This is a genomic window from Telluria antibiotica (assembly GCF_011682055.1).
Classification (GTDB): domain Bacteria; phylum Pseudomonadota; class Gammaproteobacteria; order Burkholderiales; family Burkholderiaceae_D; genus Telluria; species Telluria antibiotica.
This window is the reverse complement of the sequence record NZ_JAAQOM010000001.1, coordinates 164,097-187,433: the sequence shown is the minus strand read 5'-3', so window position 1 is coordinate 187,433 and position 23,337 is coordinate 164,097. Positions and strand designations below refer to the sequence as shown.

The 23,337-nt window shown below is 68.7% G+C and carries 20 protein-coding genes; 12 read left to right on the top strand and 8 right to left on the bottom strand.

The features are described from left to right. Positions 1 to 88: 88 nt before the first annotated feature. From pyk to HAV22_RS00720, 3 genes are all read left to right on the top strand, one after another. Positions 89 to 1,519 carry a pyruvate kinase gene (pyk, locus tag HAV22_RS00730; protein WP_166855497.1) on the top strand — a complete coding sequence of 477 codons (1,431 nt, stop codon included), beginning with the start codon at positions 89 to 91 and terminating at the stop codon, positions 1,517 to 1,519. 67 nt (positions 1,520 to 1,586) lie between these two features. Continuing rightward, entirely contained in the window at positions 1,587 to 2,414 is an 828-nt protein-coding gene (locus HAV22_RS00725) for an isocitrate lyase/PEP mutase family protein (protein WP_166855495.1), read from the top strand. A gap of 186 nt (positions 2,415 to 2,600) precedes the next feature. Beyond that, positions 2,601 to 4,844, top strand: coding sequence for a TonB-dependent receptor (locus tag HAV22_RS00720; protein WP_166855493.1), 2,244 nt, complete (start codon positions 2,601 to 2,603; stop codon positions 4,842 to 4,844). Positions 4,845 to 4,851: 7 nt separating this feature from the next. On the opposite strand, the gene HAV22_RS00715 is transcribed toward HAV22_RS00720, so the two are convergent. From HAV22_RS00715 to HAV22_RS00705, 3 genes are all read right to left on the bottom strand, one after another. Further along, a complete protein-coding gene (locus HAV22_RS00715; protein WP_229420995.1) occupies positions 4,852 to 5,814 on the bottom strand; it encodes an AraC family transcriptional regulator in 963 nt (320 codons plus the stop codon). After that, positions 5,796 to 6,638, bottom strand: coding sequence for a DUF1444 domain-containing protein (locus tag HAV22_RS00710; RefSeq protein ID WP_166855491.1), 843 nt, complete (start codon positions 6,636 to 6,638; stop codon positions 5,796 to 5,798). The genes HAV22_RS00715 and HAV22_RS00710 overlap by 19 nt, the downstream gene beginning before the upstream one ends. A gap of 126 nt (positions 6,639 to 6,764) precedes the next feature. Beyond that, positions 6,765 to 8,024, bottom strand: coding sequence for a YbfB/YjiJ family MFS transporter (locus HAV22_RS00705; protein ID WP_166855489.1), 1,260 nt, complete (start codon positions 8,022 to 8,024; stop codon positions 6,765 to 6,767). A 99-nt stretch (positions 8,025 to 8,123) separates the two neighbouring features. Here HAV22_RS00705 and HAV22_RS00700 point away from each other — a divergent pair, with 99 nt between their 5' ends. After that, positions 8,124 to 8,717, top strand: coding sequence for a TetR/AcrR family transcriptional regulator (locus tag HAV22_RS00700; protein ID WP_166855487.1), 594 nt, complete (start codon positions 8,124 to 8,126; stop codon positions 8,715 to 8,717). Positions 8,718 to 8,735: 18 nt separating this feature from the next. Here HAV22_RS00700 and HAV22_RS00695 read toward each other — a convergent pair whose 3' ends face one another. Beyond that, complete coding sequence (locus HAV22_RS00695; RefSeq protein ID WP_166855485.1) at positions 8,736 to 9,089, bottom strand: hypothetical protein; 354 nt, start codon at positions 9,087 to 9,089, stop codon at positions 8,736 to 8,738. 126 nt (positions 9,090 to 9,215) lie between these two features. Between HAV22_RS00695 and HAV22_RS00690 the strand changes: the two genes are divergently transcribed. Together HAV22_RS00690 and HAV22_RS00685 are read left to right on the top strand one after the other, a co-directional pair. After that, a complete protein-coding gene (locus HAV22_RS00690; protein WP_208296000.1) occupies positions 9,216 to 10,634 on the top strand; it encodes a cytochrome P450 in 1,419 nt (472 codons plus the stop codon). Beyond that, positions 10,631 to 11,221: a hypothetical protein gene (locus HAV22_RS00685; RefSeq protein WP_166855481.1), complete on the top strand. Its 591-nt coding sequence runs from the start codon at positions 10,631 to 10,633 to the stop codon at positions 11,219 to 11,221. Before HAV22_RS00690 ends, HAV22_RS00685 begins: the two co-directional genes overlap by 4 nt. Positions 11,222 to 11,373: 152 nt before the next feature. Here HAV22_RS00685 and HAV22_RS00680 read toward each other — a convergent pair whose 3' ends face one another. The 4 genes from HAV22_RS00680 to HAV22_RS00665 are packed head-to-tail and all read right to left on the bottom strand — an operon-like array spanning position 11,374 to position 16,096. Further along, complete coding sequence (locus HAV22_RS00680) at positions 11,374 to 12,612, bottom strand: M20 family metallopeptidase (protein WP_166855479.1); 1,239 nt, start codon at positions 12,610 to 12,612, stop codon at positions 11,374 to 11,376. A 1-nt stretch (position 12,613) separates the two neighbouring features. Next, the gene (gene uraD, locus HAV22_RS00675) at positions 12,614 to 14,386 is read right to left on the bottom strand and encodes a 2-oxo-4-hydroxy-4-carboxy-5-ureidoimidazoline decarboxylase (RefSeq protein ID WP_166855477.1); all 1,773 of its coding nucleotides are present in this window, start codon (positions 14,384 to 14,386) and stop codon (positions 12,614 to 12,616) included. A gap of 7 nt (positions 14,387 to 14,393) precedes the next feature. Continuing rightward, the gene (gene puuE / locus HAV22_RS00670; RefSeq protein ID WP_166856320.1) at positions 14,394 to 15,338 is read right to left on the bottom strand and encodes an allantoinase PuuE; all 945 of its coding nucleotides are present in this window, start codon (positions 15,336 to 15,338) and stop codon (positions 14,394 to 14,396) included. 17 nt (positions 15,339 to 15,355) lie between these two features. Then, positions 15,356 to 16,096, bottom strand: a complete 741-nt coding sequence (locus HAV22_RS00665) for a GntR family transcriptional regulator (protein ID WP_166855475.1) — start codon at positions 16,094 to 16,096, stop codon at positions 15,356 to 15,358. A 108-nt stretch (positions 16,097 to 16,204) separates the two neighbouring features. On the opposite strand from HAV22_RS00665, the gene uraH reads away from it, so the two are divergent. The 6 genes from uraH to HAV22_RS00635 all read left to right on the top strand — a co-directional run bounded on the left by uraH (position 16,205) and on the right by HAV22_RS00635 (position 23,328). Further along, complete coding sequence (gene uraH, locus HAV22_RS00660; protein WP_166855473.1) at positions 16,205 to 16,564, top strand: hydroxyisourate hydrolase; 360 nt, start codon at positions 16,205 to 16,207, stop codon at positions 16,562 to 16,564. Between the two features lie 205 nt (positions 16,565 to 16,769). After that, positions 16,770 to 18,026: a urate hydroxylase PuuD gene (locus HAV22_RS00655; protein ID WP_166855472.1), complete on the top strand. Its 1,257-nt coding sequence runs from the start codon at positions 16,770 to 16,772 to the stop codon at positions 18,024 to 18,026. Between the two features lie 173 nt (positions 18,027 to 18,199). After that, positions 18,200 to 19,729 carry a nucleobase:cation symporter-2 family protein gene (locus HAV22_RS00650; RefSeq protein ID WP_166855470.1) on the top strand — a complete coding sequence of 510 codons (1,530 nt, stop codon included), beginning with the start codon at positions 18,200 to 18,202 and terminating at the stop codon, positions 19,727 to 19,729. Then, the gene (locus tag HAV22_RS00645) at positions 19,726 to 20,568 is read left to right on the top strand and encodes an outer envelope protein (protein ID WP_166855468.1); all 843 of its coding nucleotides are present in this window, start codon (positions 19,726 to 19,728) and stop codon (positions 20,566 to 20,568) included. Before HAV22_RS00650 ends, HAV22_RS00645 begins: the two co-directional genes overlap by 4 nt. A 189-nt stretch (positions 20,569 to 20,757) precedes the next feature. After that, positions 20,758 to 22,203 (top strand): FAD-dependent oxidoreductase, encoded by a 1,446-nt coding sequence (locus HAV22_RS00640; RefSeq protein ID WP_166855466.1) that lies wholly within the window; start codon positions 20,758 to 20,760, stop codon positions 22,201 to 22,203. A gap of 312 nt (positions 22,204 to 22,515) precedes the next feature. Then, complete coding sequence (locus tag HAV22_RS00635) at positions 22,516 to 23,328, top strand: formate/nitrite transporter family protein (protein WP_166855464.1); 813 nt, start codon at positions 22,516 to 22,518, stop codon at positions 23,326 to 23,328. The last annotated feature ends 9 nt before the right edge of the window (positions 23,329 to 23,337 follow it).

Here is a 23,337-nt window from a genome sequence, read left to right as displayed (position 1 = left end):
GTCAGAGCGCACTCGTGAAACTCGCTCTCTGACCCCGAGTATGAAATTCGTGCTCTGACCCCGAATTACCCGATTACTAGGACAGCCCATGCTACGCCAACGCCGTGCCCGCATCCTGGCCACACTCGGCCCTTCCAGTTCCACTCCCGACCAGATCTACGCGCTGGCGCTCGCCGGCGCCGACGTGTTCCGCCTGAACTTCAGCCACGGCAGCCACGACGACCACGCCGCGCGCTACCACGCGATCCGCAACGTCGAGCGCGACATCGGCCGCCCCATCGGCATCCTGATGGATCTGCAAGGCCCGAAGCTGCGCGTGGGCCGCATGGCCGGCGGCCGCGCCATGCTGGAGACGGGCAGCCGCTTCCGCCTCGACCTCGATCCGCAAGAAGGCGACGCCACGCGCGCCGGCATGCCGCATCCCGAGATCTTCGCGGCGCTGCGGCCCGGCACCGACCTGCTGCTGGACGACGGCAAGCTGCGCCTGCGCGTCGACGCCTGTGGCGCGGACTTCGCCGAGACGACCGTGATGGCGGGCGGCGCGCTGTCGGACCGCAAGGGCGTCAACGTGCCCGGCGTCGTGCTGCCGATTTCCCCGCTGACCGCGAAGGACCGCGCCGACCTCGCGTTCGGCCTCGAGCTGGGCGTCGACTGGGTCGCGCTGTCGTTCGTGCAACGCCCCGAGGACATCGTCGAGGCGCGCGGCCTGATCGGCGACCGCGCGTGGATCATGGCGAAGCTGGAAAAGCCGGCCGCCATCGATGCGCTGGACGGCATCGTGCAGCTCGCGGACGGCATCATGGTCGCGCGCGGCGACTTGGGCGTCGAACTGCCGCCGCAGCAGGTGCCGGTGCTGCAGCGCCGGATCGTGCATGCCGCGCGTGCGGCCGGGCGTCCCGTCGTCGTCGCCACGCAGATGCTGGAATCGATGACGGCCGCACCCGTGCCCACGCGCGCGGAAGTGTCCGACGTCGCGACCGCCATCTACGAGGGCGCCGACGCCGTCATGCTGTCGGCCGAATCGGCGTCCGGCCAGTATCCGGTGCAATCGGTGGCCGTGATGGACGACGTGATCCGCGAAGTCGAGCAGGACCCGCGCTGGCGCGACGGCCTGGACGCGAGCCACCAGAGCGCCGACAAGACGACTGCGGACGCCATCTGTTGTGCGCTGCGCCGCGTGACGAACCTGCTGGCTCCGGCCGCGACGGTCACGTACACGTCCGGCGGCGCCACGTGCCTGCGTGCGAGCCGCGAGCGGCCGTCCGCGCCTATCCTCGCGCTGACGCCGCACAGCGCGATCGCCCGCCGGTTGGCGCTCGTGTGGGGCGTGCACCCGGTGGCGTTCCAGGAAGCGGAAGGGTTCGATCGCATGGTGGCGGACGGCGTTGCGGCGGCGCGCTTCCACGGCCTGGCCGACGCCGGCGACGACGTCGTCGTGGTGGCGGGCTTCCCGTCCGGCCGGCCGGGACGCACGAACCTGCTGCACGTCGTGCGCGTGGGCGAGGAAGGGGCGCCGTGAGTTTGTGCGCAACTTCGCGGCGGCGGCTCTGGTAAGGTAGCAGGCCCACCACCGACAGGAGATGCGCATGAAGACCCAGGCGGAAAAATCGAGAGCATTCGTCGAACTGCACCGACGCGGCCACTGCTTCGTCATTCCGAACCCGTGGGACGCCGGTTCGGCGAAGCTGCTGGAACACCTGGGCTTCCCGGCGCTCGCGTCGACCAGCGCCGGGTTCGCGTTCTCGAAAGCGAAGACGGATCCGACGATCGCCGTGCGCGACATGTTCCCGCACCTGGCCGAACTGGCGGCCGCCACGGACGTGCCCCTGTCCGCGGACCTGCAGGCGGGCCTCGGTCCGGCGCCCGCCGATGCGGCCCGCACGATCGTCGAGTCGGCGGCGACGGGCATCGTCGGCTGCTCCATCGAGGATGCGACCGACGACCCGGACCAGCCGTTGTTCGACATCGGTCTCGCGACGGAACGCATCCGCGCCGCGGCCGAGGCGGCGCGCGGCCTCGACTTCAAGTTCACGCTGACCGCACGCGCGGAAAACTTCCGTGTGGGCCGCCCTGATCTCGCCGACACGATCCGCCGCCTGCAGGCCTACCAGGACGCAGGCGCCGACGTGCTGTTCGCACCCGGCCTGCGCACGCGCGAGGACATCGCGGCCGTCGTGAGCTCGGTCGACCGGCCCGTGAACGTCATGGTCGGCTTTCCCGGCTTCGACCTGGACGTCGCGACCCTCGCGCAACTGGGCGTCACGCGCGTGAGCACGGGCGCGTCGCTCGCGCGGGCCGCGTACGGCGCGCTGATGCGCGGCGCGCGCGAGATGCTGGACCATGGCACGTTCGGCTACGCGGCGGAGGCGATGGAGGCCGCGGACCTGAACCGCATCTTCGCACCGCCGGGCTGATTCCCCGCCGCTGTGTTCCTCGCTGTACCGGAACGGAACAGCCGGGTGATCCAGGACGGCACAGTTCGGGGCGGCCTCCGCGTGCGACGGTGGTGTCGTGCCATGGAATGGTTCCTGCAATGACCGTAGGCAGACCGGCGGCAAGCGCCGGCACCGACCATCACGGAGACAGGGGCACCACCGATCATGGCATCTCGCACACATCTGCGCCGGGCTGCGTTCGCGGCCGCGGCTCTCTGGCACGCGCGCGCCGCTGCCGAGCCGGACGTGCCGATCGCCGTCGTCGAGATCGTGGGCACGACGCCGCTGCACGGTGCATCCGTCGCGCGCGAGCGGATGCCGGCGAACGTGCAGACGCTCGATGCCGATGCCGTCAACGGCGGCGCCACGCTGACGGATGCGCTGAACCGCCGGCTGGGCAGCGTCGTCGTGCACGAAATCCAGGGTAATCCGTTTCAACCGGACGTCAGTTACCGCGGGTTCACGGCATCCCCACTGCTCGGCACCCCGCAAGGATTGTCCGTCTACGTGGACGGGGTGCGCATGAACCAGCCGTTCGGCGACGTCGTCAGCTGGGACCTGATCCCGCGCGCCGCGATCGCGTCGCTGACGTTGATGCCGGGCTCGAACCCGCTGTTCGGACTGAACACGCTGGGCGGGGCGCTCGCCGTGCGCACGAAGGACGGCCGGCACGATGCGGGCACCTTTGTTTCGGCGCAGGGCGGCAGCGCGGGCCGCGCCGAGATCGGGTTCGGACAGGGCGGCCATGACGACCGTGGCCTGCATTGGTTTGCCACGGGCACCGGATTTCGCGACGGCGGCTGGCGCGCCGCGTCGCCCACGCGCCTGGGCCAGCTGTTCGGCAAGGTCGGATGGCACGATGCCACGACCGACGCGGCATTGAGCGCGGCATTCTCCGCCAGCCGCCTGGCCGGCAACGGGCTGCAGGAACAGCGGCTGCTGGCACGGGATTACGCGAGCGTGTACACGACGCCGGACATCACGCGCAACCGCGCCATGCTGTTCAATGCGACGCTGAGCCACGACTTCGGCGACGACGTGCTGGTGTCCGCGAACGCCTATTATCGCCACATCCGCACGTCGACGCTCAACGGGGACGTGAACGAGGACGCCCTGGGCGACAGCGGGGCTGCGTGGACCGGGCACGTCAACCGCACGGCCGGCACGCAGGCGAACTACGGCATGGGTGCGCAGGCGACGGTCGGCGGACACTTGACGGTGGGCGCGGCGTTCGACGCGAGCCGCGCGGACTTCCGCCAGGGCGCGCAATACGGCGTCGTGAACGCGGACCGCAGCGTGTCGCCCGTCGCCGCGTTCGCGGACGACTCCCGCGTCGATCTCGTCGGGCATACGCGCACGTGGAGTGTGTACGCGGCGGAGCAGGTGCGCGTGCGCGACGGCTTGCACGTCACCTTGTCCGGCCGGTACAACGCGACGGCCGTGCACAGCCGCGACCGCAGCCACCCCGGCGGCGGCCCCGGCTCCCTCGACGGCGACCACCACTTCGCGCGCTTCAATCCCGCCATCGGCATCACCTGGTCGCCCGTTCGGCACCTCAACGCGTACGCGGGCTACGACGAGGGCAGCCGCACGCCGACGGCGGTGGAACTGGGTTGCGCCGACCCCGCCAATCCATGCAAGCTGCCGAACGCGATGGCCGGTGACCCGCCGCTGAAGCAGGTCGTCACGCGCACGTGGGAGGCGGGCCTGCGCGGGACGGCGCACGGCGTGCGCTGGACCGCCGGCGTGTTCCACGCGACGAACGACGACGACATCCTGTTCGTGGCCGACAATGCCGCGGGCTACGGCTATTTTCGCAACGTCGGCCGGACGCGGCGTCGCGGCGTCGAGCTGGGCGCCGAAGGCCGCGCCGGTCCCGTGGCGCTGTCCGCGCGCTATACGTACCTCGACGCGACGTTCGGCAGCGGCGAGACCGTGGGCAGCCCGGGGAACAGCAGCGCGGACGCCGCCGGCAATATCGCGGTGCGGCCCGGTGACCGCCTGCCGCTGCTGCCGCGCCACGTGCTGAAGGCGCGGGCCGAGTGGCGCGTGACGCCCGCGTGGACGCTGGAAGCGGACATGCTCGCCGTGTCCGCTGCGCCGGCGCGCGGCAACGACAACGGCCTGCACCGGCCGGATGGCCAGGGTTTCCTTGGCAGCGGGTGGACGCCGGGCCATGCCGTCGTCGACTTCGGCGCGACGTACGACCTGGCGCCGCGCCTGCGCGTATTCGTCCAGGTCGACAATGTGTTCGACCGGCGCTACGCGACGGCGGCGCAGCTGGGCGTGACGGGCTTCACGGCAGATGGTACGTTCGCGGGCGCAAGCGGTCGCCCCGTGCACTCGGCATTTTACGCGCCCGGTGCGCCGCGCAGCGTGCGCGTGGGCGTGCGCTATGCGTTCGAGTGAACGGGTCTCACGCCCACAGCCGGTACAGCCAGAACGACTCGTCCTCGACGAAGCGGCGCGCGAATTCGGTCGGCGTGAAACCCGTGATGCGGCGTACGGCGCGCGTCATGTGGGCCTGGTCGGCGAAGCCTTCGTCCAGCGCCAGCGCGGCCCAGTCGAACGGCTGGCCCGCCTCGTGGCGGTCGCGCGCGGCGAAGAACAGGCCTTCCGTGCGCACGATGGCCTGCCATTCGCGCAGCGAGCGGCCGCTGAACGACTTGATGCGGCGCTCGACCTGGCGCGGGCTGTGCTCGCGCCGCCATTCGTGCGCGTGCCAGGCGAGCCGCTCCACCCAATGCCGTCCGATCTGGCGCAGCGACGGCTGGTCCGTCGCGCGTCCGCACACCGCCTGCCAGCGGCGCGCGAGGTGGCGTTCGAGCACGGCGATGAGGTCGGCGTCGGGGCTGGCGAGCAGCGCGTCCCACATCGGTGTCCACTCGGGGCCCATGACGTCGGCGGCGCGCACGAACCGGTCCTGGATGCTCGCGAGGTCGAGCCCGAACAGTGCCTGCGCCGCGTCCGCGCGGAAGATCGCCATGCAGCCGTGGCCCGTCGTCTCGGCCCACGTGGTGACGGGATGTGCCTGCGTGCCCGAGACCATGCAGTCGGCGCCCAACGGTTCCCATTCAGGGCCGTGCGGACCCTGGCGCACGGCGCCCACGTCGATGCCGTGGAGCCAGGACAGCGAGACGCAAGGCGACGACGGATAGTGCGACAGGCGCTGCGCGGCATCGAGCTGCAGGCCCCGCGTGTCGCGGCCGACCAGCGCGACGAGCGCGCCCTGCAGCGACGCGGGCGGCAGGCGCAGCCAGTCGGTGGGCGCGCCGGACGGCGTGGTGAAGCGGGGTGCGCGCGTGAGCGGGTCGGGGCAGGGGGCGCGTCGATCCGGCCCTGCGCAGGACCCGTCCGGGCTCATTGGACGGGCTCCCATCCCGTCTTCGTCCAGCGCAGCAGCGTCGGCGACAGCGGATTGGGCACGTTTTTCATCGCCTGCTTCGTCAGACCGCGCAAGGCATCGATGGCTTTCGGTGAGTCTTCGCCGACGTAGAACACGGCGTCCTTCGCGGGCGCGGCGACGATCAGGACGCCGCCTTGCGCCTCGGCCAACGGTGCCCAGCTGTCGTGCATGATCAGGCGGCTGGAATCGTACGCATCGCCGGCCACGCGTCCGATCTCGCCCGGTTTCGCAACGGGCGCCTTGGGCATCAATGGTTCGAGTGTCGCTTTCAGATTGTCGAGGCCGAGTTGGAGCACCTGGTCGGCATTCATGTCGAGGCGCTTGACATCGTCGCTCGTCATCGTGCGCATCGCGCGCGGCGTATCCAGCACCGGTACGACGACGAAGCCGCCGGCGAGGGGCCAGGTCTGGATTTTCCGGCCCGCGGCCGCGTCATATTGGCGGATGTATTCTTCCGGTCGGACCACGAGGCGCACGGCTTCCTTGGCCGGCGGTGCGTTTCGGCTCGCGATCACCTGGGCCACGCCGCGCGCGAAGCGGTCGATCTCGGCCTGGCAATCGTCGGCGCTGTTGTGGCAGTACCGGTAGACCCGATCGAGATTCGCCTGCATCGCGCCGATGGAAAGGGTGAGGGGGCCTATCACCGCGACGGTCTCGCCGCCGAGCGGCTGTTGCCGGATCTGCGCGGCCACGACATCCGTGAACCCGGCTTCGTCCCCGGGAACCGGCGCGGCGCAGGCGTGTGCCATCGCTGCCATGGCGGCAACGGCAATGAACGGTGTGCGGTAGTGGTACAAGCTGGCCTCCTCGACATGCAGTCATATGTTCGCCTGATCGAGCGCGAGCTTGCATTGTAAAGGCTCCGTTGACGCCGTGGTGTCTTTCTGCCAACGTTGGACCTGGCGCGTCGCGCCGCCGTACGACTACGAGGAGGTCGTGCCGCGCTCGCCGCCGGTCGCCGCGACGGGCATCGCCCCCGCGTGCCGCGCGGGCTGCCACGCCGCGCGCGCCAGCAGCAGGTCCGCCACCAGGGCCAGTGCGAACGCGGCGGCACCGACCAGCATCGGGTAGCGGTGGTCGCCGCCGGTCGCCGCGAACAGCCAGGAATACGCGTAACCGGCCAGCGCCTGGAACAGGGCGAACACGGTCGTCGCGCGGCTCCACGCGGCGCCCTGGGCAGGCACGTCCTGCGGCAGCGTGTGGCGGATGCGGCCGAGCGTCAGCGGCACGATGCCGGGTGGGTAGGTGCCGATGACGAACGTGGCGGCAACGAGGATGGCCACGTGATGTGCGAGGACCAGCGCTGCCGCCGCGCCGATCTGCAGGGCCAGCGTGAGACGCGTTGCGTTGCCGATCCCCATGCGCTCGCCTGCGATCCCGTACAGCATCGGCCCGGCCGTCGCGCCGATGCCGTAGACGATCCAGAACAGCGCCGCCGTGTGCGTGCCCATGTGCAGCCCGCGCGCGACGTAGTCGACGAGGAAGACCATCATCGGCACGAGGCCGACGGCCTGCAGTGCGTACTGGCCGTAGACGAGCTTCAGCGCAAAGGCCGCGCGCGCGGGCGCTTTGCCGCCGGCCGCAACGGACGCGGACGCCGGGCCATGCGGCCACCAGCGCCAGCTGGCCAACGTGAGCAGCAGGGACAACGCACCGAGGCCGGCCCAGGTGGCGGCGAGTCCTTCGTTCAGCAGCAGCGGCACGACGGTGCCCGATGCCGCGATGCCGAGGCCCAGGCCGAGGAAGATCGCGCCGCCCGCGGCGCCGCGCCGTTCCGCCGGCAGCCGCGGCAGGATCGTGAGTGCGGCCAGCACCATGATGATGCCGCCCGCGAGGCCCGAGAGGAAACGCCAGCCGAAGAACCACGCGACGGACAGCGGCACGGCGCAGGCGAAAAAGGCGAGGGACGCGAGCGCCATCATGGCCTGCAGCGTGCGCCGCGCGCCAATGCGTGCGGCCAGCGGCCGGCCCGCGAGCGCGCCGGCCAGGTAGCCGAGCAGGTTGGCGGCGCCGAGGAACACGACGTCGCGCGCCGCGAACCAGTGCGCCTCGATCAGCGGCGGTATCAGCGGCGTGTACGCGAAGCGCGCGAGACCGATGCCGACGAGGCTCGCGCACAGGCCGGCCAGGATGGCGCGCGTGGCCGCGGCGGTGTCCAGCGTGGTGTCCGGGTTCGTATCCATGGCTTCGTCCTTGTCGAGTGGCGCGGCGCGGATGGCGGCGTATGTTTGACAGGTTAGTCAAACTTGACAGGTGTGTCAAGAATGGCGACAATCCTTGCCATGGCAGGCACTAAACAATTCGACGAAAACGAGGTGCTGGACCGTGCGATGCTGCTGTTCTGGCGACGCGGGTTCGGCGCGACGTCGATGCAGGACATCGCCCAGGCGACGGGCGTCCTGCGCGGTTCGCTGTACCACGCGTACGGCGACAAGCAGGCGCTGTTCCTGCGGATCTTCGAGCGCTACCGGACGTGGTTCCTCGCGCGCCTGCGCGACGCGCTCGACGCGCCCACGGCGGAGGAGGCGCTGCGGCGCTACCTGCGCTTTACGATCGACACGGTGACCGCGGTCGACGACGATGCGATCACGCGCGGTTGCCTGTCGACGAAGACGGCGACCGACGAGACGGCAATGGACGATGCGATCCGCGCCGCGCTGCGCGGCCTGCTGGACAGCGTGCAGGCCCAGTTGGTCGAGCGCCTGGCGCGGCCCGACGCAGCGGGACGGCTCGCGCTACCGCCCGTATCGGCCGCGCGTCTCGTCGCGACGACGACGCGGGGCATGGTCGTGCTGGAGCGGGTGTATCGCGATCCGGCCCAGTTGCAGGCCGTCGCGGACGATCTCGTGCAGCTGATCTTTGCGCGGCGGGCCTGAACGGCCCACCGACTGCCGTCAGGCCATGTCCAGCGTCGTCTGTTTGCGCAGCAAGGCCCACAGCGAATAGGCGCCGACCAGCGTCCCGAACGGAAAGCTGAACAGGCCAAGCGCACTGATGACGATGACGAACACGCGTGCAGTGCGACTGCCTTTCAGCAGCGCCACGCCGGCGACCACGTCGACGAGTGCCAGCAGGATGAAGAAGCCGAGGAACACGGCACCGAGGCCGAGGACGAACCCCGGCAACTGCGCGTCCCGCATGAAAGCGGCAGCCCCGCCCAGCACGAGGCCCATGAGCAGCGGAACGGCCGCGCCGAGCACGCCGAGGACGATGTGGAGTACGGCGACGATGCGGGTATGGATGTCCATGCGGCCTCCTGAAAAGTGGACCCCAAGTATAAGCGCGGGGACGGGGCGAAAAACTCACGAAAACTCATCCCGGTGATGTCGTTTCCGTTCAATACGGCGCCGGGCCGCCGGCCGAGAATGGGCGACATGAAACCGACCACGCCCCCATCCTGCCCCTTCCACGCCGGCGCGGCGTCCGCGCCGCTGGCATCCCATCCACCCGGCACCTGGCCTCCGGGCCCGCCTTCCGGCCTGACGGGCTGGCAGTTCCTGCCCCGGATGAAGCAAGACCTGTTCGGGACGCTCGACGGCTGGCGCCGCGCGTACGGCGACCTGGTGCACGTGCGCATCTGGCCCGAACACGAGGTGATCGTCACCGATCCGCAGCTCGTGCGTGAACTTCTCGTCGACCAGCACGACGCGCTCGTGCGCTGGGAGCGCGCCATCGACGTGTTCTCGCAAGTGCACGGACACAGCACGCTGACGAGCGAAGGCGCCGCATGGCGGACGAAGCGCCAGGCCCTGCAGCCGCCGTTCGCGCCCAGGCCCGTGCAGGCATTCGTGCCCGCGATTGCGCAGGCGGCCGATGCCGCGTTCGCACAGTGGCCGACCGCTGCCGACGCCTGGCCCATCGAAAGCGCGTTCACGTCGCTCGGCATGGACGTGATCCTGCGGATGATGTTCAGCAGCGGCATCACGGCCGATGCGCGCGACGCCGAACTCGCCGTGCACGCGGCGAGCGTCGCGGGGAACGCGGAGATGTACTGGCCCGCCAGCTGGCCCGACTGGATGCCGTGGAAGCGCACCAAGCGGCGCGCGATCGCCACGCTCGACCGGCTGATCGGCGGCCACGTGCGTGCGCGCATGCGCGTGCCGCAGGCCGAGTGGCCGCAGGATCTGCTCACGCGGCTGCTCGCGCTGCACGTCGCCGATCCGGCCACGTGGCCGTTGAAAGCCGTGCGCGACGAATGCATGACCGCCTTCCTTGCGGGCCACGAGACGACTGCGGCCACGCTGACCTGGTGGTCGTGGTGCATGGCCGCGAATCCGGACGCGCAGGCGCTCGCCCACGCCGAGGTCGACGCCGTGCTGCAGGGCCGCGTGCCCACGGCCGCTGACCTGCCGTCGCTGGCCTATCTCGGGCGCACGCTGCAGGAAACGCTGCGGCTGTACCCGGCGGCGCCCGTGCTGATCTCGCGCCGCGCGGTGCGGCCCGTCACGCTGGGCGGTTGGGAACTGCCGGCGCGAACGATCTTCGCCGTGCCGCTGCAACTGATGCACCACGATGCGCGCTGGTTTCCCGAGCCGCACGCGTTCCGGCCCGAACGCTTTGCCGCCGATGCGCCGGCCATCCCGCGCGGCGCGTTCATGCCGTTCGGGACGGGGCCGCGCGTCTGCCTCGGCCAGCACCTGGCGCTGGCGGAAATGACGGTGCTGGCCGCGCAGTTCCTGCAGCGCTACACGGTCGCGGTGCCGGCCGGGATGGCGCCGCCGCAGCCTGTCTTCAACATCACGCTCAGGCCGCGGACGCCGCTGACGTTGCGTCTCGCGGCCCGCCCGCGATGATCGCGCCGCGCCGCCTGCACCGGGCCGCCGGTGCCGTCCTGGCCGTGTTCGTGACGGTGCACATCGCGAACCACCTGGCCGCACTGGCCGGCGTCGACGCACACGTGCGCTTCATGGAGCAGGGGCGGTTCGTGTACCGGCACCCCGTCGTCGAAGCCGTGCTGCTGGCGTGCGCCGCGCTGCAAGCGGCGAGCGGCCTGTCGATGCTGTGGACGGGAAGGCACCGGCGCAGGATGCTCATCGCCTGGTTGCAGGCCGGGTCCGGCGCCTACATCGCCCTGTTCCTGGCCATCCACGTGGGTGCGGTGCTGGCCGCGCGGATCGTCGGCGGGCTCGATACGAATTTCTATTTCGCCGCGGCCGGGCTGCACGTGTGGCCGTTCGTGCTGTTCTTCGCGCCGTACTATTTTCTCGCGGTGGCGGCGCTGTTCGCGCACCTCGGTTGCGCGCTGCGGCGGGGCGGGGTGGTCGTCGCGTGGACGGCGGGGGCAGGTGTCATCGTCGCGGTAGTGATCGTCGCCACGCTGATGGGGAAGGTGGTGCCTGTCGCGATACCGACGGTGTATCTGGCAACGTTCGGGCGATGACGGGTAGGGAGGGCACCCCTTCGCCCACGCGAATGTCTGCGTCATACAGGCGTCACGCGTGGGCACGGGGTGCCCACCCTACTGAACACCGCTCGAAGTCTTGTCGGGGCGGGTGCCGCGTCCGCAGGCCGCGTCACGTCCAAATCAAAACGTCAATCGAGCAGGTCGAACAGCGCGCGCGCCACGACCTTCGTCGCGCGGCGCAGGTCTTCCAGGTCGATGTGCTCGTCAGCGCGCTTGGCGTTGCTTTCGCCGACCGTGCGCGGGCCGCAGCCGTACAGCACGGCCGGGACGCCCGCTTCGCCGAACAGGCGCGCGTCCGTGTACAGCGGCGTGCCGGCCGCGCCGATCTCCTCGCCGAATACGTTCGTGGCGTGGCGCGACAGCGCGTCGACCAGCGGACGGTTGCCGTCCAGCGGTTGCAGCGCGTTCGCCAGCAGCATGCGCTTGATCTCGACGGTGATGCCCGGCTGGCCGGCGGCGGCGTCCTGTATCACCTTGCGGATCGTCGCTTCCACTTCCGCCGGGTTCTCTTCCGGGATCATGCGGCGGTCGAGCTTCAGCACGACCTTGCCGGGCACGACGTTCGTGTTCGTGCCGCCTTCGATCAGGCCCACGTTCAAGTATGGGTGATTGATGCCCTTGACCTGGCTCTTGACCTGCTTGTACTGCGTGTTCTGGTCGTACAGCGCGACGAGGATGCGCGTGGCGGCCTGCAGCGCGTCGACGCCCGTTTCCGGCACGGCCGCATGGCCCATCTTGCCGTTGACCGTCACTTCCATCTGCAGGCAGCCGTTGTGCGCCGTGATGACCTGGTAGCTGAAGCCAGCCGCGATCAGGAGGTCGGGCTTGACGAGGCCTTGCTGCAGCAGCCAGCCGGGGCCGAGTTCTCCGCCGAATTCCTCGTCGTACGTGAAGTACAGTTCGACGCCGCCCTTCAACGTGGCGCCCAGCGCTTCCAGCGCGCGCGTGGCGAACGTGAACGTGGCGAAGTCGGATTTGCTGACGGCGGCCGCGCGGCCGAACAGCTTGCCGCCCTCGACGTCGCCGCCGTATGGATCGTGCGTCCAGCCTTCGCCCGGCGGCACGACGTCGCCGTGGGCGTTCAGCGCCACCGTGCGTCCCGGGCCGTACTTGCGGCGCACGACGAGGTTCGTGATCGTTTCCAGGCCGGCGGCGTGCACGGCGGGCGCAGGCACCGCGTGCTTTTCCGCTTCGAAGCCGAAGGCCTGCAGCAGGTCGGCGGTGCGCTCGGCGTGCGGTGCGTTATTGCCGGGCGGGGTGTCGGTCGGCACGCGCACGAGCTCCTGCAGGAAGCGCACTTCCTCGTCGAAATGGGTGTCGATCCAGGCGTCGAGCGCCTCGTATGGGGTCTTTGCGGTCGTGGTCATGTCAGGCTTCCGTGGCAAGTTGGTCGAGAAGAGTCTGGAAAGCGCGGACGCACAGGTCGGCGTCGTGGTTGGTGATGGATTCGAGCGGGTTGTGACTGATGCCCGCGTTCAGCCCGCGCAGGAACAGCATCGCCTGCGGCAGGATGTCGTGGATCTTCATGGCGTCGTGGCCGGCGCCGCTGGGCATGCGGAAGACGGGGAGACCCAGCGTCTCCACCGCGCGTTCCCAGCGCTGGCGCCACTCGGTCGCGCAGGGCGCGGCTGCGGCGCGCATCGTCTCTTCGAGCGAGAATTGCAGGCCCCTGCGCGCGCAGATTGCCGCGAGTTCGGCCTGGATGTCGGCGGCCGCCGCGTCGCGCACGGCATTCGTCGTGGCGCGCACGTCCAGCGAGAAGCGGCAGCGGCCCGGCACGACGTTGATGGAACCGTTCGGCACCTCCAGCATGCCGACGGTGGCGACGAGGTCCGATACCGCGCCGCCGCGCCGCTCTGCGAACAGCACCAGTTCGGCTGCAGCCGCGGCGGCGTCGCGCCGCATCGTCATCGGCGTCGTGCCCGCGTGGCTGGCGACACCGACGATCTCGCCGACGAAACGCACGCTGCCGTTGATGGACGTGACGACACCCAGCGGCAGGTCGAGGTCGTTCAGCACGGGACCTTGCTCGATGTGCGTCTCCACGAAGCCGAGATACTTGGATGGATCGCGCTTCAGCGCCGCGATGTCGTCCACGTTCAGGCCCGCGTTCGCCATCGCGGCGCGCATCGTGATGCCGTCTGCGTCCTGCTGGTCGAGCCATGCCGTGTCGAACCCGCCGCACAAGGCGCCCGACCCGAGGAACACGGCCTTGTAGCGCTGGCCTTCCTCTTCCGCGAAGCCGACGACTTCGATGCCGTACGCGAGGCGCTTGCCCTGGCGGTGCAGTTCGCGCACGCAGGCCATCGGCACGAGGATGCCCAGGCGGCCGTCGTACTTGCCGCCGTTGCGCACGGTGTCGTAGTGCGAGCCGGTCAACAGGCGTTGCGCGGAACGGTCGGCGCCGTGGTAGATGCCGACCACGTTGCCGACGGCGTCGATGGTGACGTCGTCGAAACCGCAGTCTTCGCGCATCCATTGCGCCAGCTGGGCGGCCGTCGCGCGGTGCGCATCGGTCAGGTACGTGACGCACAGCTCTCCGCGTTCCGCGTAACCCGGTTCGCTGTGGACGGCCAGCTGTTCGTGCCAGTCCCACACGAGGTTGCCGAACACGGGCTCCTGGCCGAACTTGTCGTCCAGGCGGATCTCGGCGATGCGGTGGATGTTGCGCAGGGCTTCCGCGAATTCGAAGTCCGGGCCGTTCGCGAGGCGGCGCGCGAACGTGGCGATGATCTCCGCCTTCGGCAAGCCCAGGCCGCGCGGGCCACGCACGGCGAGGATGAACGGGAAGCCGAACTTCGCGTTGTAGTCGGCGTTCAGCTGTTGAATGGTCGCGAATTCCTCGGGCGTGCAATTCGTCAGGCCGGCCTTGTTCTGTTCATTCGTCGATTCCGCCGTCAGCGATTTCGCGACCATCGCCTTGCCCGCGAGCTCCGGGTGGGCGCGGATCAGGCCCAGTTGCTCGTCGCGCGATGCGGCGCGCACGGCTTCCACGAGGCCGCGCTTCAGCCGGGCCAGCGTGGAGAACGGGCGCTTGGCCCACGCGCGGCCTGCGATCCACGGCGAGTGTTCGTAGACGCCGTCCAGCAAGGCGGTGAAGCCCGCCTCGTCGGCGGCGTTGAGTGTCTCCAAAGTCAGCATGTCTTGTTTACTCCCACGCGAATGCGGTGTCGGGGTTGTAGGGGTGTACGGTCTTCCAGTGGCGCGCGATGTCGACGCGGCGCGCGACCCACACGCGGTCGTGCTGTTCGATGTAGTCCAGGAACCGCTGCAGCGCGCGGAAGCGCCCGGGGCGGCCCAGCAGGCGGCAGTGCATGCCGATGCTCATGATCGATGGGCGGTCGCCGCCTTCCTGGTAGTGCACGTCGAACGCGTCGCGCAGGTAGGACAGGAACGGGTCGCCGTGCGAGAAGCCCTGCGGCAGGGCGAAGCGCATGTCGTTCGCGTCCAGGGTGTACGGCACGACCAGTTGCGGGGCGTGCGTGCCGTCCGTCTTGCGCACCTTCAGCCAGAACGGCAGGTCGTCGCCGTAGTAGTCGCTGTCGTATTCGAAGCCGCCGTAGTCGGCCACGAGACGGCGCGTGTTCGGGCTGTCGCGGCCCGTGTACCAGCCCAGCGCCCGTTCTCCCGTCAGGCGTTCGATCGCGTCCATCCCGCGCGCCATGTCGGCGCGCTCCGTCGCTTCGTCGACGTTCTGGTAGCTGATCCACCGGTGGCCGTGGCAGGCGATCTCGTGGCCCAGCGCCTTGAATGCCGCCGTCACGTCGGGCGAGCGTTCCAGCGCCATGCCGACGCCGAAGATCGTCAGCGGCAGGCCGCGCTTCTCGAATTCGCGCAGGATGCGCCACACACCCACGCGCGACCCGTATTCGTAGATGCTTTCCATCGACAGGTGACGCGTCGGGAACGATGGCGGGTTGAACATCTCGGACAGGAATTGCTCGCTGCCGGCGTCGCCGTGCAGCACGCTGTTCTCGCCGCCTTCTTCGTAGTTCAGGACGAATTGCACGGCGACGCGGGCGTGGCCCGGCCAGTCGGCGTACGGTTGCTCCCGGCCATAGCCGGCGAGATCGCGTGGATAGTGCTGGGTCATGATGGCTTTGTCTTTGTTCACGGGTGGAGGATGTCGGCCAGGTCGACGCGCTGCGGATCGAGGTGCAGGTTGTGCTGCACGTTGGCCAGGTGTTTCGAGACGAGGCGCACGGCTGTCTTGACGTCGCGCTTTTCGAAGGCGTCGACGATGGCCACGTGCTCGTCCAGCGATTCTTCGGCCGACTGCGACGACTGGCGCATCAGCGCGATCAGCGAGGAGCGAGTCAGGAGTTCGGACAGCATCTGCACGAGCACCTGGTTGCCGAGCATTTGCGCCAGCACGAGGTGGAAGTCGCCCAGCAAACGGGTGCGCCCCGGCACTTCGGCGTTGTCGACGGCGGCGCGCTCCAATTCCAGGTGGTCGCGCAACTGCCTGACTTGCGCGTCGGTGATCGTCGCGCACAACTGTTTCGTCACGGCTGTCTCGAGGATCGCGCGCACTTCGAACACGTCGTTCGCTTCCTCGGCCGTGGGCGTGGCGACGAACGCGCCGCGCGCCGGTTCCAGCACGACGAGGCGGTCGCGCGACAGCTGGTTGAACGCCTGCCGCACGACGGTGCGCGACACCTTGAAGATGTCGCCGATCTTCTGTTCGGACAGTTTCGTGCCCGGCATCAGGCGGCGTTCCGCGATCGCGGTCGTGATGGCATCGACGATGCGCTGCGTGGCGCTGCCGGCCGGTACGCCAGCGGGCGTATCATGGTTCTTGGCAGCGTTGGTCAGCGGGACGATCTGCAGGGGAGTACGGGCTCGGCTCATGGGGCGTTCACACAATAAGTGATTGACATCGTGCTTGGAGTGTATACACTTTTCGAAAAAAAGAAAACACAAAGTGTATGCAATTTCTCAACCGTGAAAGGAAAACAGATGGGACACCTCAGCACCCACGTGCTCGATACGATGAACGGCTGCCCCGCGGCCGGCATGCGCGTGACGCTCGAAGCGCTCGACGGCAACGGCGGCGCGCGCACGATCAAGACGCTCACCTTGAATAGCGACGGCCGCAACGACGGCGGCCCGCTGCTGAATGCGGAGACGATGGCGGCCGGCCGCTATCGTCTGACGTTCGCGGTGGCCGCGTACTTCCGCGAGAAGGGCGTGAACCTGCCCGAGCCCGCGTTCCTCGACGTGGTGCCGCTGGAGTTCGGTATTGCCGATGCGAACGGCCACTACCACGTGCCGCTGCTCGTCAGCCCGTGGGCCTACTCGACCTACCGTGGCTCGTAAGCACCAGTTCTTGTTCTTGTCATAAAAACTTTCCACATTTTTTGAAAGATCGTATACAGTTGTAGATGTCGCCGCGGAGCACATCGGTATCGGGATCGAACCCGGCGCCGGTGGTTGCGATGATTTGCCCCTCACAGAGCCCGCTGTGGTGATGGGACAGTATGGTGTGCCGTTCGCGCCATGCTTCCTTTGTCTTAGAGGCTCTATGGAATCCTATCTGCTCGACTGGGCCAACCTGCTGTTGCGCTGGACCCACGTCATCACGGCGATCGCCTGGATCGGCGCTTCGTTCTACTTCGTCTTCCTCGACAATTCGCTGACCAAGCCCACGTCTCCCGACCTCGTGGAAAAGGGCGTCGACGGCGAACTGTGGGCCGTCCACGGCGGCGGTTTCTACCACCCGCAAAAATACCTCGTGGCGCCGAAATCCATGCCCGAGGGCCTGCACTGGTTCTATTGGGAGAGCTACGCGACGTGGCTGTCCGGCTTCGGCTTGTTCACCGTGCTATACCTCTTCAATGCCGGCACGTTCATGGTCGACAAGCAGGTGCACGACTGGACGCCAGGCGCCGCCGTCGGCACCGCGCTCGGTTTCCTCGTCGCGTTCTGGCTCGTCTACGACACCATCTGCCGCACGTTCGGTCGCAAGAAGAACGGCGACGCCATCGTCGGCGGCATCATCTTCGTGTTCGTCGTCTTCGCCGCCTGGCTCGCGTGCCAGCTGTACGCGGGCCGTGCCGCCTTCCTGCTGGTGGGCGCGATGCTCGCGACGTCGATGAGCGCCAACGTGTTCTTCTGGATCATCCCGGGCCAGCGCAAGGTCGTCGCCCAGCTGAAGGCCGGCCAGCCGGTCGACCCGATCTACGGCTGGCGCGCCAAGCAGCGCAGCGTCCACAACACGTATTTCACGTTGCCCGTGCTGTTCGCCATGCTGTCGAACCACTACGGCTGGCTGTACTCGGGCGAGAACAACTGGGTCGTGCTGGTCCTCATGATGCTGACGGGCGCCCTGATCCGCCAGAGCTTCGTCGCCCGCCACAAGGCCATGGTGCACGGCAAGCGCGTGCCGTGGGAATATGCCGGCTTCGGCGTCGCCGCCCTGATGGGCCTCATCGTGTACCTGGTCCCGAAACCCGAGATCGAGGCGCCGACGATCGCGTCCGCGGCCCCGGTCGGCGCACCCGCCAACAGCGCGGCGGCCGTCGGCGCCACCGCGCAGAACGTCAGCTTCGAACAGGTGAAAGGCGTCGTCGCCCAGCGCTGCTCGATGTGCCACTCGGCCGCGATGGCGAGCAAGGGCATCTCGTTCGATTCGCCCGACTCGATCAAGCGTCACGCCCAGCAGATGTACCAGCAGGCCGTGGTACTCAAGCTGATGCCGTTGAATAACGCGACGCAGATCACGCCCGATGAGCGCAACCTCATCAAGCGCTGGTACGAAGAGGGCGCGCCGACCAACTGACCCGTCGTACCCTGTCCGGCGGCCCGCACGGTGGCCGTCGGACACGCTCGCGCCCCGGCCCACGCGGCCGGCACGTGGCGGGCGGCATGCTTCTTTTGTTTCGAACGCAGTCCAGCAGTACACGCAGTACCGCAGTACCAGCAGTTCATAAAAAACATATCAGGAGACTATGCATGAATCAGCCGTCCCGCCACCCGGTGGACGAACGGTTGCCCCTCGCGCGCCTCGGTGCGCTCGGGTTGCAACACGTCCTCGTCATGTACGCCGGCGCCATCGCAGTCCCGCTCATCGTGGGACGCGCACTCAAACTGCCTCCCGAACAGGTCAGCATGCTGATCTCGGCCGACCTGTTCTGCTGCGGCATCGTGACACTGGTCCAATCCCTCGGCCTCACGTCCTGGTTCGGCATCCGCCTGCCCGTGATGATGGGCGTGACCTTCGCGGCCGTCGGGCCGATGGTAGCCATCGCGAACGCCGTGCCCGGCGTGGACGGGGCGCGGGCGATCTTCGGCGCCGGCATCGGCGCGGGCGCCATTGCGCTGCTGATCGCACCGTTGATGAGCCGCCTGCTGCGCTATTTTCCACCCGTCGTCACGGGCACCATCATCCTGATCATCGGCGTGACGTTGATGCGCGTGGGCGTGGGCTGGGCCATGGGCGGTCCGGACAACACGGCGCAAAGCGTCGACACGGTCAAGCTGGCCGCGATGGTCGATGCGGCGCGCGCAAGCAGCGCCCAAGCCGCGGCCGCGCTGCCGCCGGGAGCCGAGGCGCCCGCGCTGAAGCTGGCCGGCCCCGTGCCGATGACGCCGAACCCGAACTACGGCGCCCTCGACCACCTCGGCATCGCCGCGTTCGTGCTCGTCGTCGTGCTGTGCCTCGTGCGGTTCTGCCGCGGCTTCCTCGCGAATATCTCCGTCCTGCTGGGCATCGTGGCCGGTTGTGTCGTCACGTTCGCGTTCGGTGATATGAACTTCGACAAGGTCGGCAAGGCCGCGTGGTTCCAGCTCGTGACGCCGCTGGCATTCGGCGCGCCCACGTTCGACCTCGTCATGATCGTCACGTTCGCCGTCGTGATGATCGTCGTGATGATCGAGTCGGCCGGCATGTTCCTCGCGCTCTCGGAGTTGACGGGCAAGGACCTCGACCGCAAGCAGCTCGCGGCCGGCCTGCGCACGGACGGCCTGGGCACCCTGCTCGGCGGCCTGTTGAACACCTTCCCGCACACGAGTTTTTCGCAGAACGTCGGCCTCGTCGCCGTGACCGGAGTGAAGAGCCGCTGGGTGTGCGTGGCCGGTGGCGGCATCATGATCGTGCTGGGCATGCTGCCGAAGATGGCGGCGCTGGTGGAGGCGATCCCCCAGTTCGTGCTGGGCGGTGCCGGTCTCGTGATGTTCGGTATGGTTGCAGCAGCAGGCATCCGCATCCTGACGCGCGTGGACTTCCGGAACAACCGCTACAACCTGTATATTGTCGCCCTGTCGATCGGCTTCGGCCTGATCCCGCTGGTGGCGCCGCGCTGGGCCCAGCAGATGGCCCACAGCCTGCATCCGTTGCTGGAGTCGGGCATTCTGTTGACCGCCGTCGCCGCGGTCGCACTGAACCTCTTCTTCAACGGTACCCGCGACATCCCGGCCGAAAGCCATGGAGACGCGGGCGCCACCAACAACAACCCAACTATCGTCCAAGGGAGCAAAGCATGAAAAAAACCGTCCTGACCATGGCGCTGTGCGCGTGCGCGGCAACGTCCGTCCAGGCCGCCGAATGGAGCGACACGTCGATCGGCTACCGCACCGGCAGCCGCTTCCGCGAGCCGTTCAACGCCGACGAGATCCACAAGGACATCATCGACATCAACCACGTGAGCGGTTATGCCTACGGCACGAACTTCTTCAACCTGGACGTCCTGCTGTCGAACAAGTCCGACCCGTCGGCCCCCGGCGCCAGCTCGGGTGCGCAGGAGTTCTACCTCGTGTACCGCAACACGGTCTCGCTGGGCAAGGTGAGCGGCAAGGAATTCGCGTATGGCCCCGTGAGCGACGTCGGCATGACCTTCGGCTTCGACGTCAATACGAAGAACGACGCCGGCTACAACTCGAAGAAACGCATGCTGGTCGTCGGCCCGACGCTCGCGTTCAAGGTGCCTGGCCTGTTGAACGTGGGCGTGTACGGCCTGTGGGAGAGCAACGCGCCGACGAACCAGTTCACGGGCGTCTCCACGCCGCGCTACCGTTACGACACGCACCCGATGCTGGGCGCCGTGTGGGCGTTCCCGATCGGGACGACGGGCCTGTCGTGGGAAGGCTTCGCGAACTGGATCGCGTCGAAAGGCAAGGACGAATTCGGCAACCAGACGGCGCCGGAGACAAACATCGACATGCAGCTGATGTACGACCTGGGCCCGCTGATGGGCGCCAAGGCCAAGACCTTCCGCGCGGGCGTCGCCTACCAGTACTGGCACAACAAGTTCGGCAACGACAGCAAGCACGTGCCGGGCGCGTCGGCCAGCACGCCGATGGTGAAGGCCGAATACCACTTCTGATCCACTTCTGATTTTCCGGACGGGGCAAGGCGGCACGGCGGTGCCGTCCTGCCGCTGCCAGCGGCGCGCTTGCCTTCGGGCGGCGCGCCGTTTTTTTTGGTGTATCCTGACGGCCCTTGCCCCGCCTGGCGCCGGCGGCGCCGGCGGCCATTCTTCCCGACCTCGCGTCACACCACCAAGGAGATCCGGATGCAGCGAACAGACCATGACGTCATCATCGTCGGCGCCGGACCCACCGGCCTGATGCTGGCCGCCGAACTGGCGCTCGCGGGCGTGGACGCCGCCATCGTCGAGCGCAAGCCGACACAGGCGCGCGCGGGCGGACGCGCGGGTGGCCTGCATGCGCGCACGCTCGAACTGCTGGACCAGCGCGGGATCGTCGACCGCTTCCTCGCCGCGGGCAGGACCCATCCCCGCGTCAGCTTCCACGTCCCGCTCGACATCGGCGATGCCCCGACCCGGCACAACTACCTGCTCGCGCTGGCGCAGGAAAAGACCGAGCGATTGCTGGCCGAATGGGCCGACGAACTGTGCGTGCCGATCTATCGCGACCGCGAACTCGCCCGCATCGCGTGCGGCGCGGACGGTGTCGACGTCACGACGACGCACGGCGACACGCTGCGGGCCGGCTGGCTCGTCGGCTGCGACGGCGGGCGCAGCACCGTGCGCAAGCAGGCCGGCATCGGCTTCCCCGGCTGGGATGCGTCCACGAGCTGGATCATCGCGGAGGTCAAGATGACGGAGAAGCCCGTGCTCGGCTTCCACGAGGACGCGTCCGGCCGCCATGCGATGTCGCTGATGGAGGATGGCGAGACGGTCGGCGTCGTGCTGGCGGGACGCGATCCGCGCGCGGCCGGCGAACCGACCTTGGACGAACTCGCGGCGGGCTTGAAAACGATCTACGGCACCGATTTCGGCGTCCACGCGCCCACGTGGCTGTCGCGCTTTTCCGACGCGACGCGGCAAGCGGACGCCTATCGCAAGGGGCGCATCCTGCTCGCTGGCGACGCCGCGCACATCCACCCGCCACTGGGCGGGCAGGGCTTGAACCTCGGCGTGCAGGATGCCGTCAACCTGGGATGGAAGCTGGCGCAGGTCGTTCAGGACGTCTCGCCCGACGCGCTGCTCGATACCTTTGAGGCAGAGCGCCATCCCGCCGCGGCGCGCGTGCTGCGCAATACGATCGCGCAGGGCGTCCTTCGGCGGCCGGACGATCGGACGCCGGTGTTGGGGGAATTCGTCGCGGAGATGCTCTCGATGGACGAGCCGCGCCGGCGCTTTGGCGCCATGATCGCCGGCATGGACGTCACCTACGCCCCTGACGCGCACCACCCGCTCGTCGGCCGGCGCATGCCCGACCTGGACATCGTGACGGCGGACGGTCCGACCCGCGTCTACGCATTGCTGCGCGACGCGCGGCCCGTGCTGCTCGACTTCGCGGGGACGGCCCGCCCGGGTGGCGACCGCGTCCGGCGGTTCGGCGCGACGTTTGCAGGGACGTGCGAACTTCCCGTCATCGGCGCCGTCCCGTTGCCGGGGGCGGTGCTCGTCCGGCCAGACGGGTACGTCGCATGGGCCGGTGACGGCGACGCGCAAGGCTTGCGCGACGCCATGCACACGTGGTTCGGCGCCTGACACACAGGCCGCCACAAGGCTACGCGCGCTCGGCCCCGTCCCGTTTTCGTGCAGCACGCACGACAAAGGCGCCGCGGCGGCGGGCGTGCGCCGTTCGTGTGCATGACGGGTGACAGTCGTTGCCGGCCTGGTGCGACCATGCACCAGCGCGCGGCAGGCGCACGCTGCCGGTGCGCCGCGTGCCCGTCCGCGCCGGGCCGCCAGCGTAGTCTCATCAGGCCCGCTTCTTGCATCACTCCCTACGACGGCGCAACCGACGCCGAATCGTCGTTCAATCAATGCCGCCCAGCGCGGCCCCGAGGGAGAAGTTTCATGGCATACCTGGTGCCTTCAGAATTCGTGACCAAGATGGTCGACGCGGGCGAGTCCAAGATCTATATGTCGACGCGCGACGCGCTGATCCGCGCCTACATGGCCGGCGCCATCCTTGCCTTGTCGGCGGTGTTCGCGGTAAGCTGCTCGGTTGCCACCGGCGTGCCGCTGATCGGGGCGCTGCTGTTCCCGGTGGGCTTCTGCATGCTGTACCTGCTCGGCTTCGACCTGCTGACGGGCGTGTTCGTCCTCACGCCGCTCGCGCTGATCGACAAGCGCCCCGGCGTCACCTTGCCGCGCGTGATCAAGCACTGGGGCATCGTCTTCGCCGGTAACTTCCTCGGCGCGCTCACGGTGGCCGTGCTGATGTCGTACGTCTTCACGTTCGGCTACCACACGGACGGCGGCGCGCTGGCCAAGACGATCGGCACGATCGGCGAGAAGCGCACGCTGGGCTATGCGGAATACGGCTTCGCCGGCATGGTCACGCTGTTCATCCGCGGCATGCTGTGCAACTGGATGGTGTCGACGGGCGTCGTGGGCGCCATGATCTCGACCACCGTCGGCGGCAAGGTCATCGCCATGTGGATGCCCGTGATGCTGTTCTTCGCGATGGCGTTCGAACACTCGGTGGTCAACATGTTCCTGTTCCCGTTCGGGATCCTGACCGGCGCGCACTTCACGTTCCTCGACTACCTGCTGTGGAACGAGATCCCGACCGTGCTGGGCAACCTCGTGGGCGGCCTCGCGTTCACGGGCCTCACCTTGTACTCGACGCACGTGAAGACGGCGCCGAAGCGCTCGTTCAACTGAGCGCGTACG

What these genes read in the sequence shown, in the direction of transcription:
- uraD (WP_166855477.1), bottom strand. Translation starts at nt 14,386, where the DNA reads ATGCTGACTTTGGAGACACTCAACGCCGCCGACGAGGCGGGCTTCACC.
- uraH (WP_166855473.1), top strand. Translation starts at nt 16,205, where the DNA reads ATGGGACACCTCAGCACCCACGTGCTCGATACGATGAACGGCTGCCCC.
- HAV22_RS00700 (WP_166855487.1), top strand. Translation starts at nt 8,124, where the DNA reads ATGGCAGGCACTAAACAATTCGACGAAAACGAGGTGCTGGACCGTGCG.
- pyk (WP_166855497.1), top strand. Translation starts at nt 89, where the DNA reads ATGCTACGCCAACGCCGTGCCCGCATCCTGGCCACACTCGGCCCTTCC.
- HAV22_RS00680 (WP_166855479.1), bottom strand. Translation starts at nt 12,612, where the DNA reads ATGACCACGACCGCAAAGACCCCATACGAGGCGCTCGACGCCTGGATC.
- HAV22_RS00655 (WP_166855472.1), top strand. Translation starts at nt 16,770, where the DNA reads ATGGAATCCTATCTGCTCGACTGGGCCAACCTGCTGTTGCGCTGGACC.
- HAV22_RS00635 (WP_166855464.1), top strand. Translation starts at nt 22,516, where the DNA reads ATGGCATACCTGGTGCCTTCAGAATTCGTGACCAAGATGGTCGACGCG.
- puuE (WP_166856320.1), bottom strand. Translation starts at nt 15,338, where the DNA reads ATGACCCAGCACTATCCACGCGATCTCGCCGGCTATGGCCGGGAGCAA.
- HAV22_RS00705 (WP_166855489.1), bottom strand. Translation starts at nt 8,024, where the DNA reads ATGGATACGAACCCGGACACCACGCTGGACACCGCCGCGGCCACGCGC.
- HAV22_RS00690 (WP_208296000.1), top strand. Translation starts at nt 9,216, where the DNA reads ATGAAACCGACCACGCCCCCATCCTGCCCCTTCCACGCCGGCGCGGCG.
- HAV22_RS00695 (WP_166855485.1), bottom strand. Translation starts at nt 9,089, where the DNA reads ATGGACATCCATACCCGCATCGTCGCCGTACTCCACATCGTCCTCGGC.
- HAV22_RS00685 (WP_166855481.1), top strand. Translation starts at nt 10,631, where the DNA reads ATGATCGCGCCGCGCCGCCTGCACCGGGCCGCCGGTGCCGTCCTGGCC.
- HAV22_RS00725 (WP_166855495.1), top strand. Translation starts at nt 1,587, where the DNA reads ATGAAGACCCAGGCGGAAAAATCGAGAGCATTCGTCGAACTGCACCGA.
- HAV22_RS00715 (WP_229420995.1), bottom strand. Translation starts at nt 5,814, where the DNA reads ATGGGAGCCCGTCCAATGAGCCCGGACGGGTCCTGCGCAGGGCCGGAT.
- HAV22_RS00645 (WP_166855468.1), top strand. Translation starts at nt 19,726, where the DNA reads ATGAAAAAAACCGTCCTGACCATGGCGCTGTGCGCGTGCGCGGCAACG.
- HAV22_RS00665 (WP_166855475.1), bottom strand. Translation starts at nt 16,096, where the DNA reads ATGAGCCGAGCCCGTACTCCCCTGCAGATCGTCCCGCTGACCAACGCT.
- HAV22_RS00650 (WP_166855470.1), top strand. Translation starts at nt 18,200, where the DNA reads ATGAATCAGCCGTCCCGCCACCCGGTGGACGAACGGTTGCCCCTCGCG.
- HAV22_RS00720 (WP_166855493.1), top strand. Translation starts at nt 2,601, where the DNA reads ATGGCATCTCGCACACATCTGCGCCGGGCTGCGTTCGCGGCCGCGGCT.
- HAV22_RS00640 (WP_166855466.1), top strand. Translation starts at nt 20,758, where the DNA reads ATGCAGCGAACAGACCATGACGTCATCATCGTCGGCGCCGGACCCACC.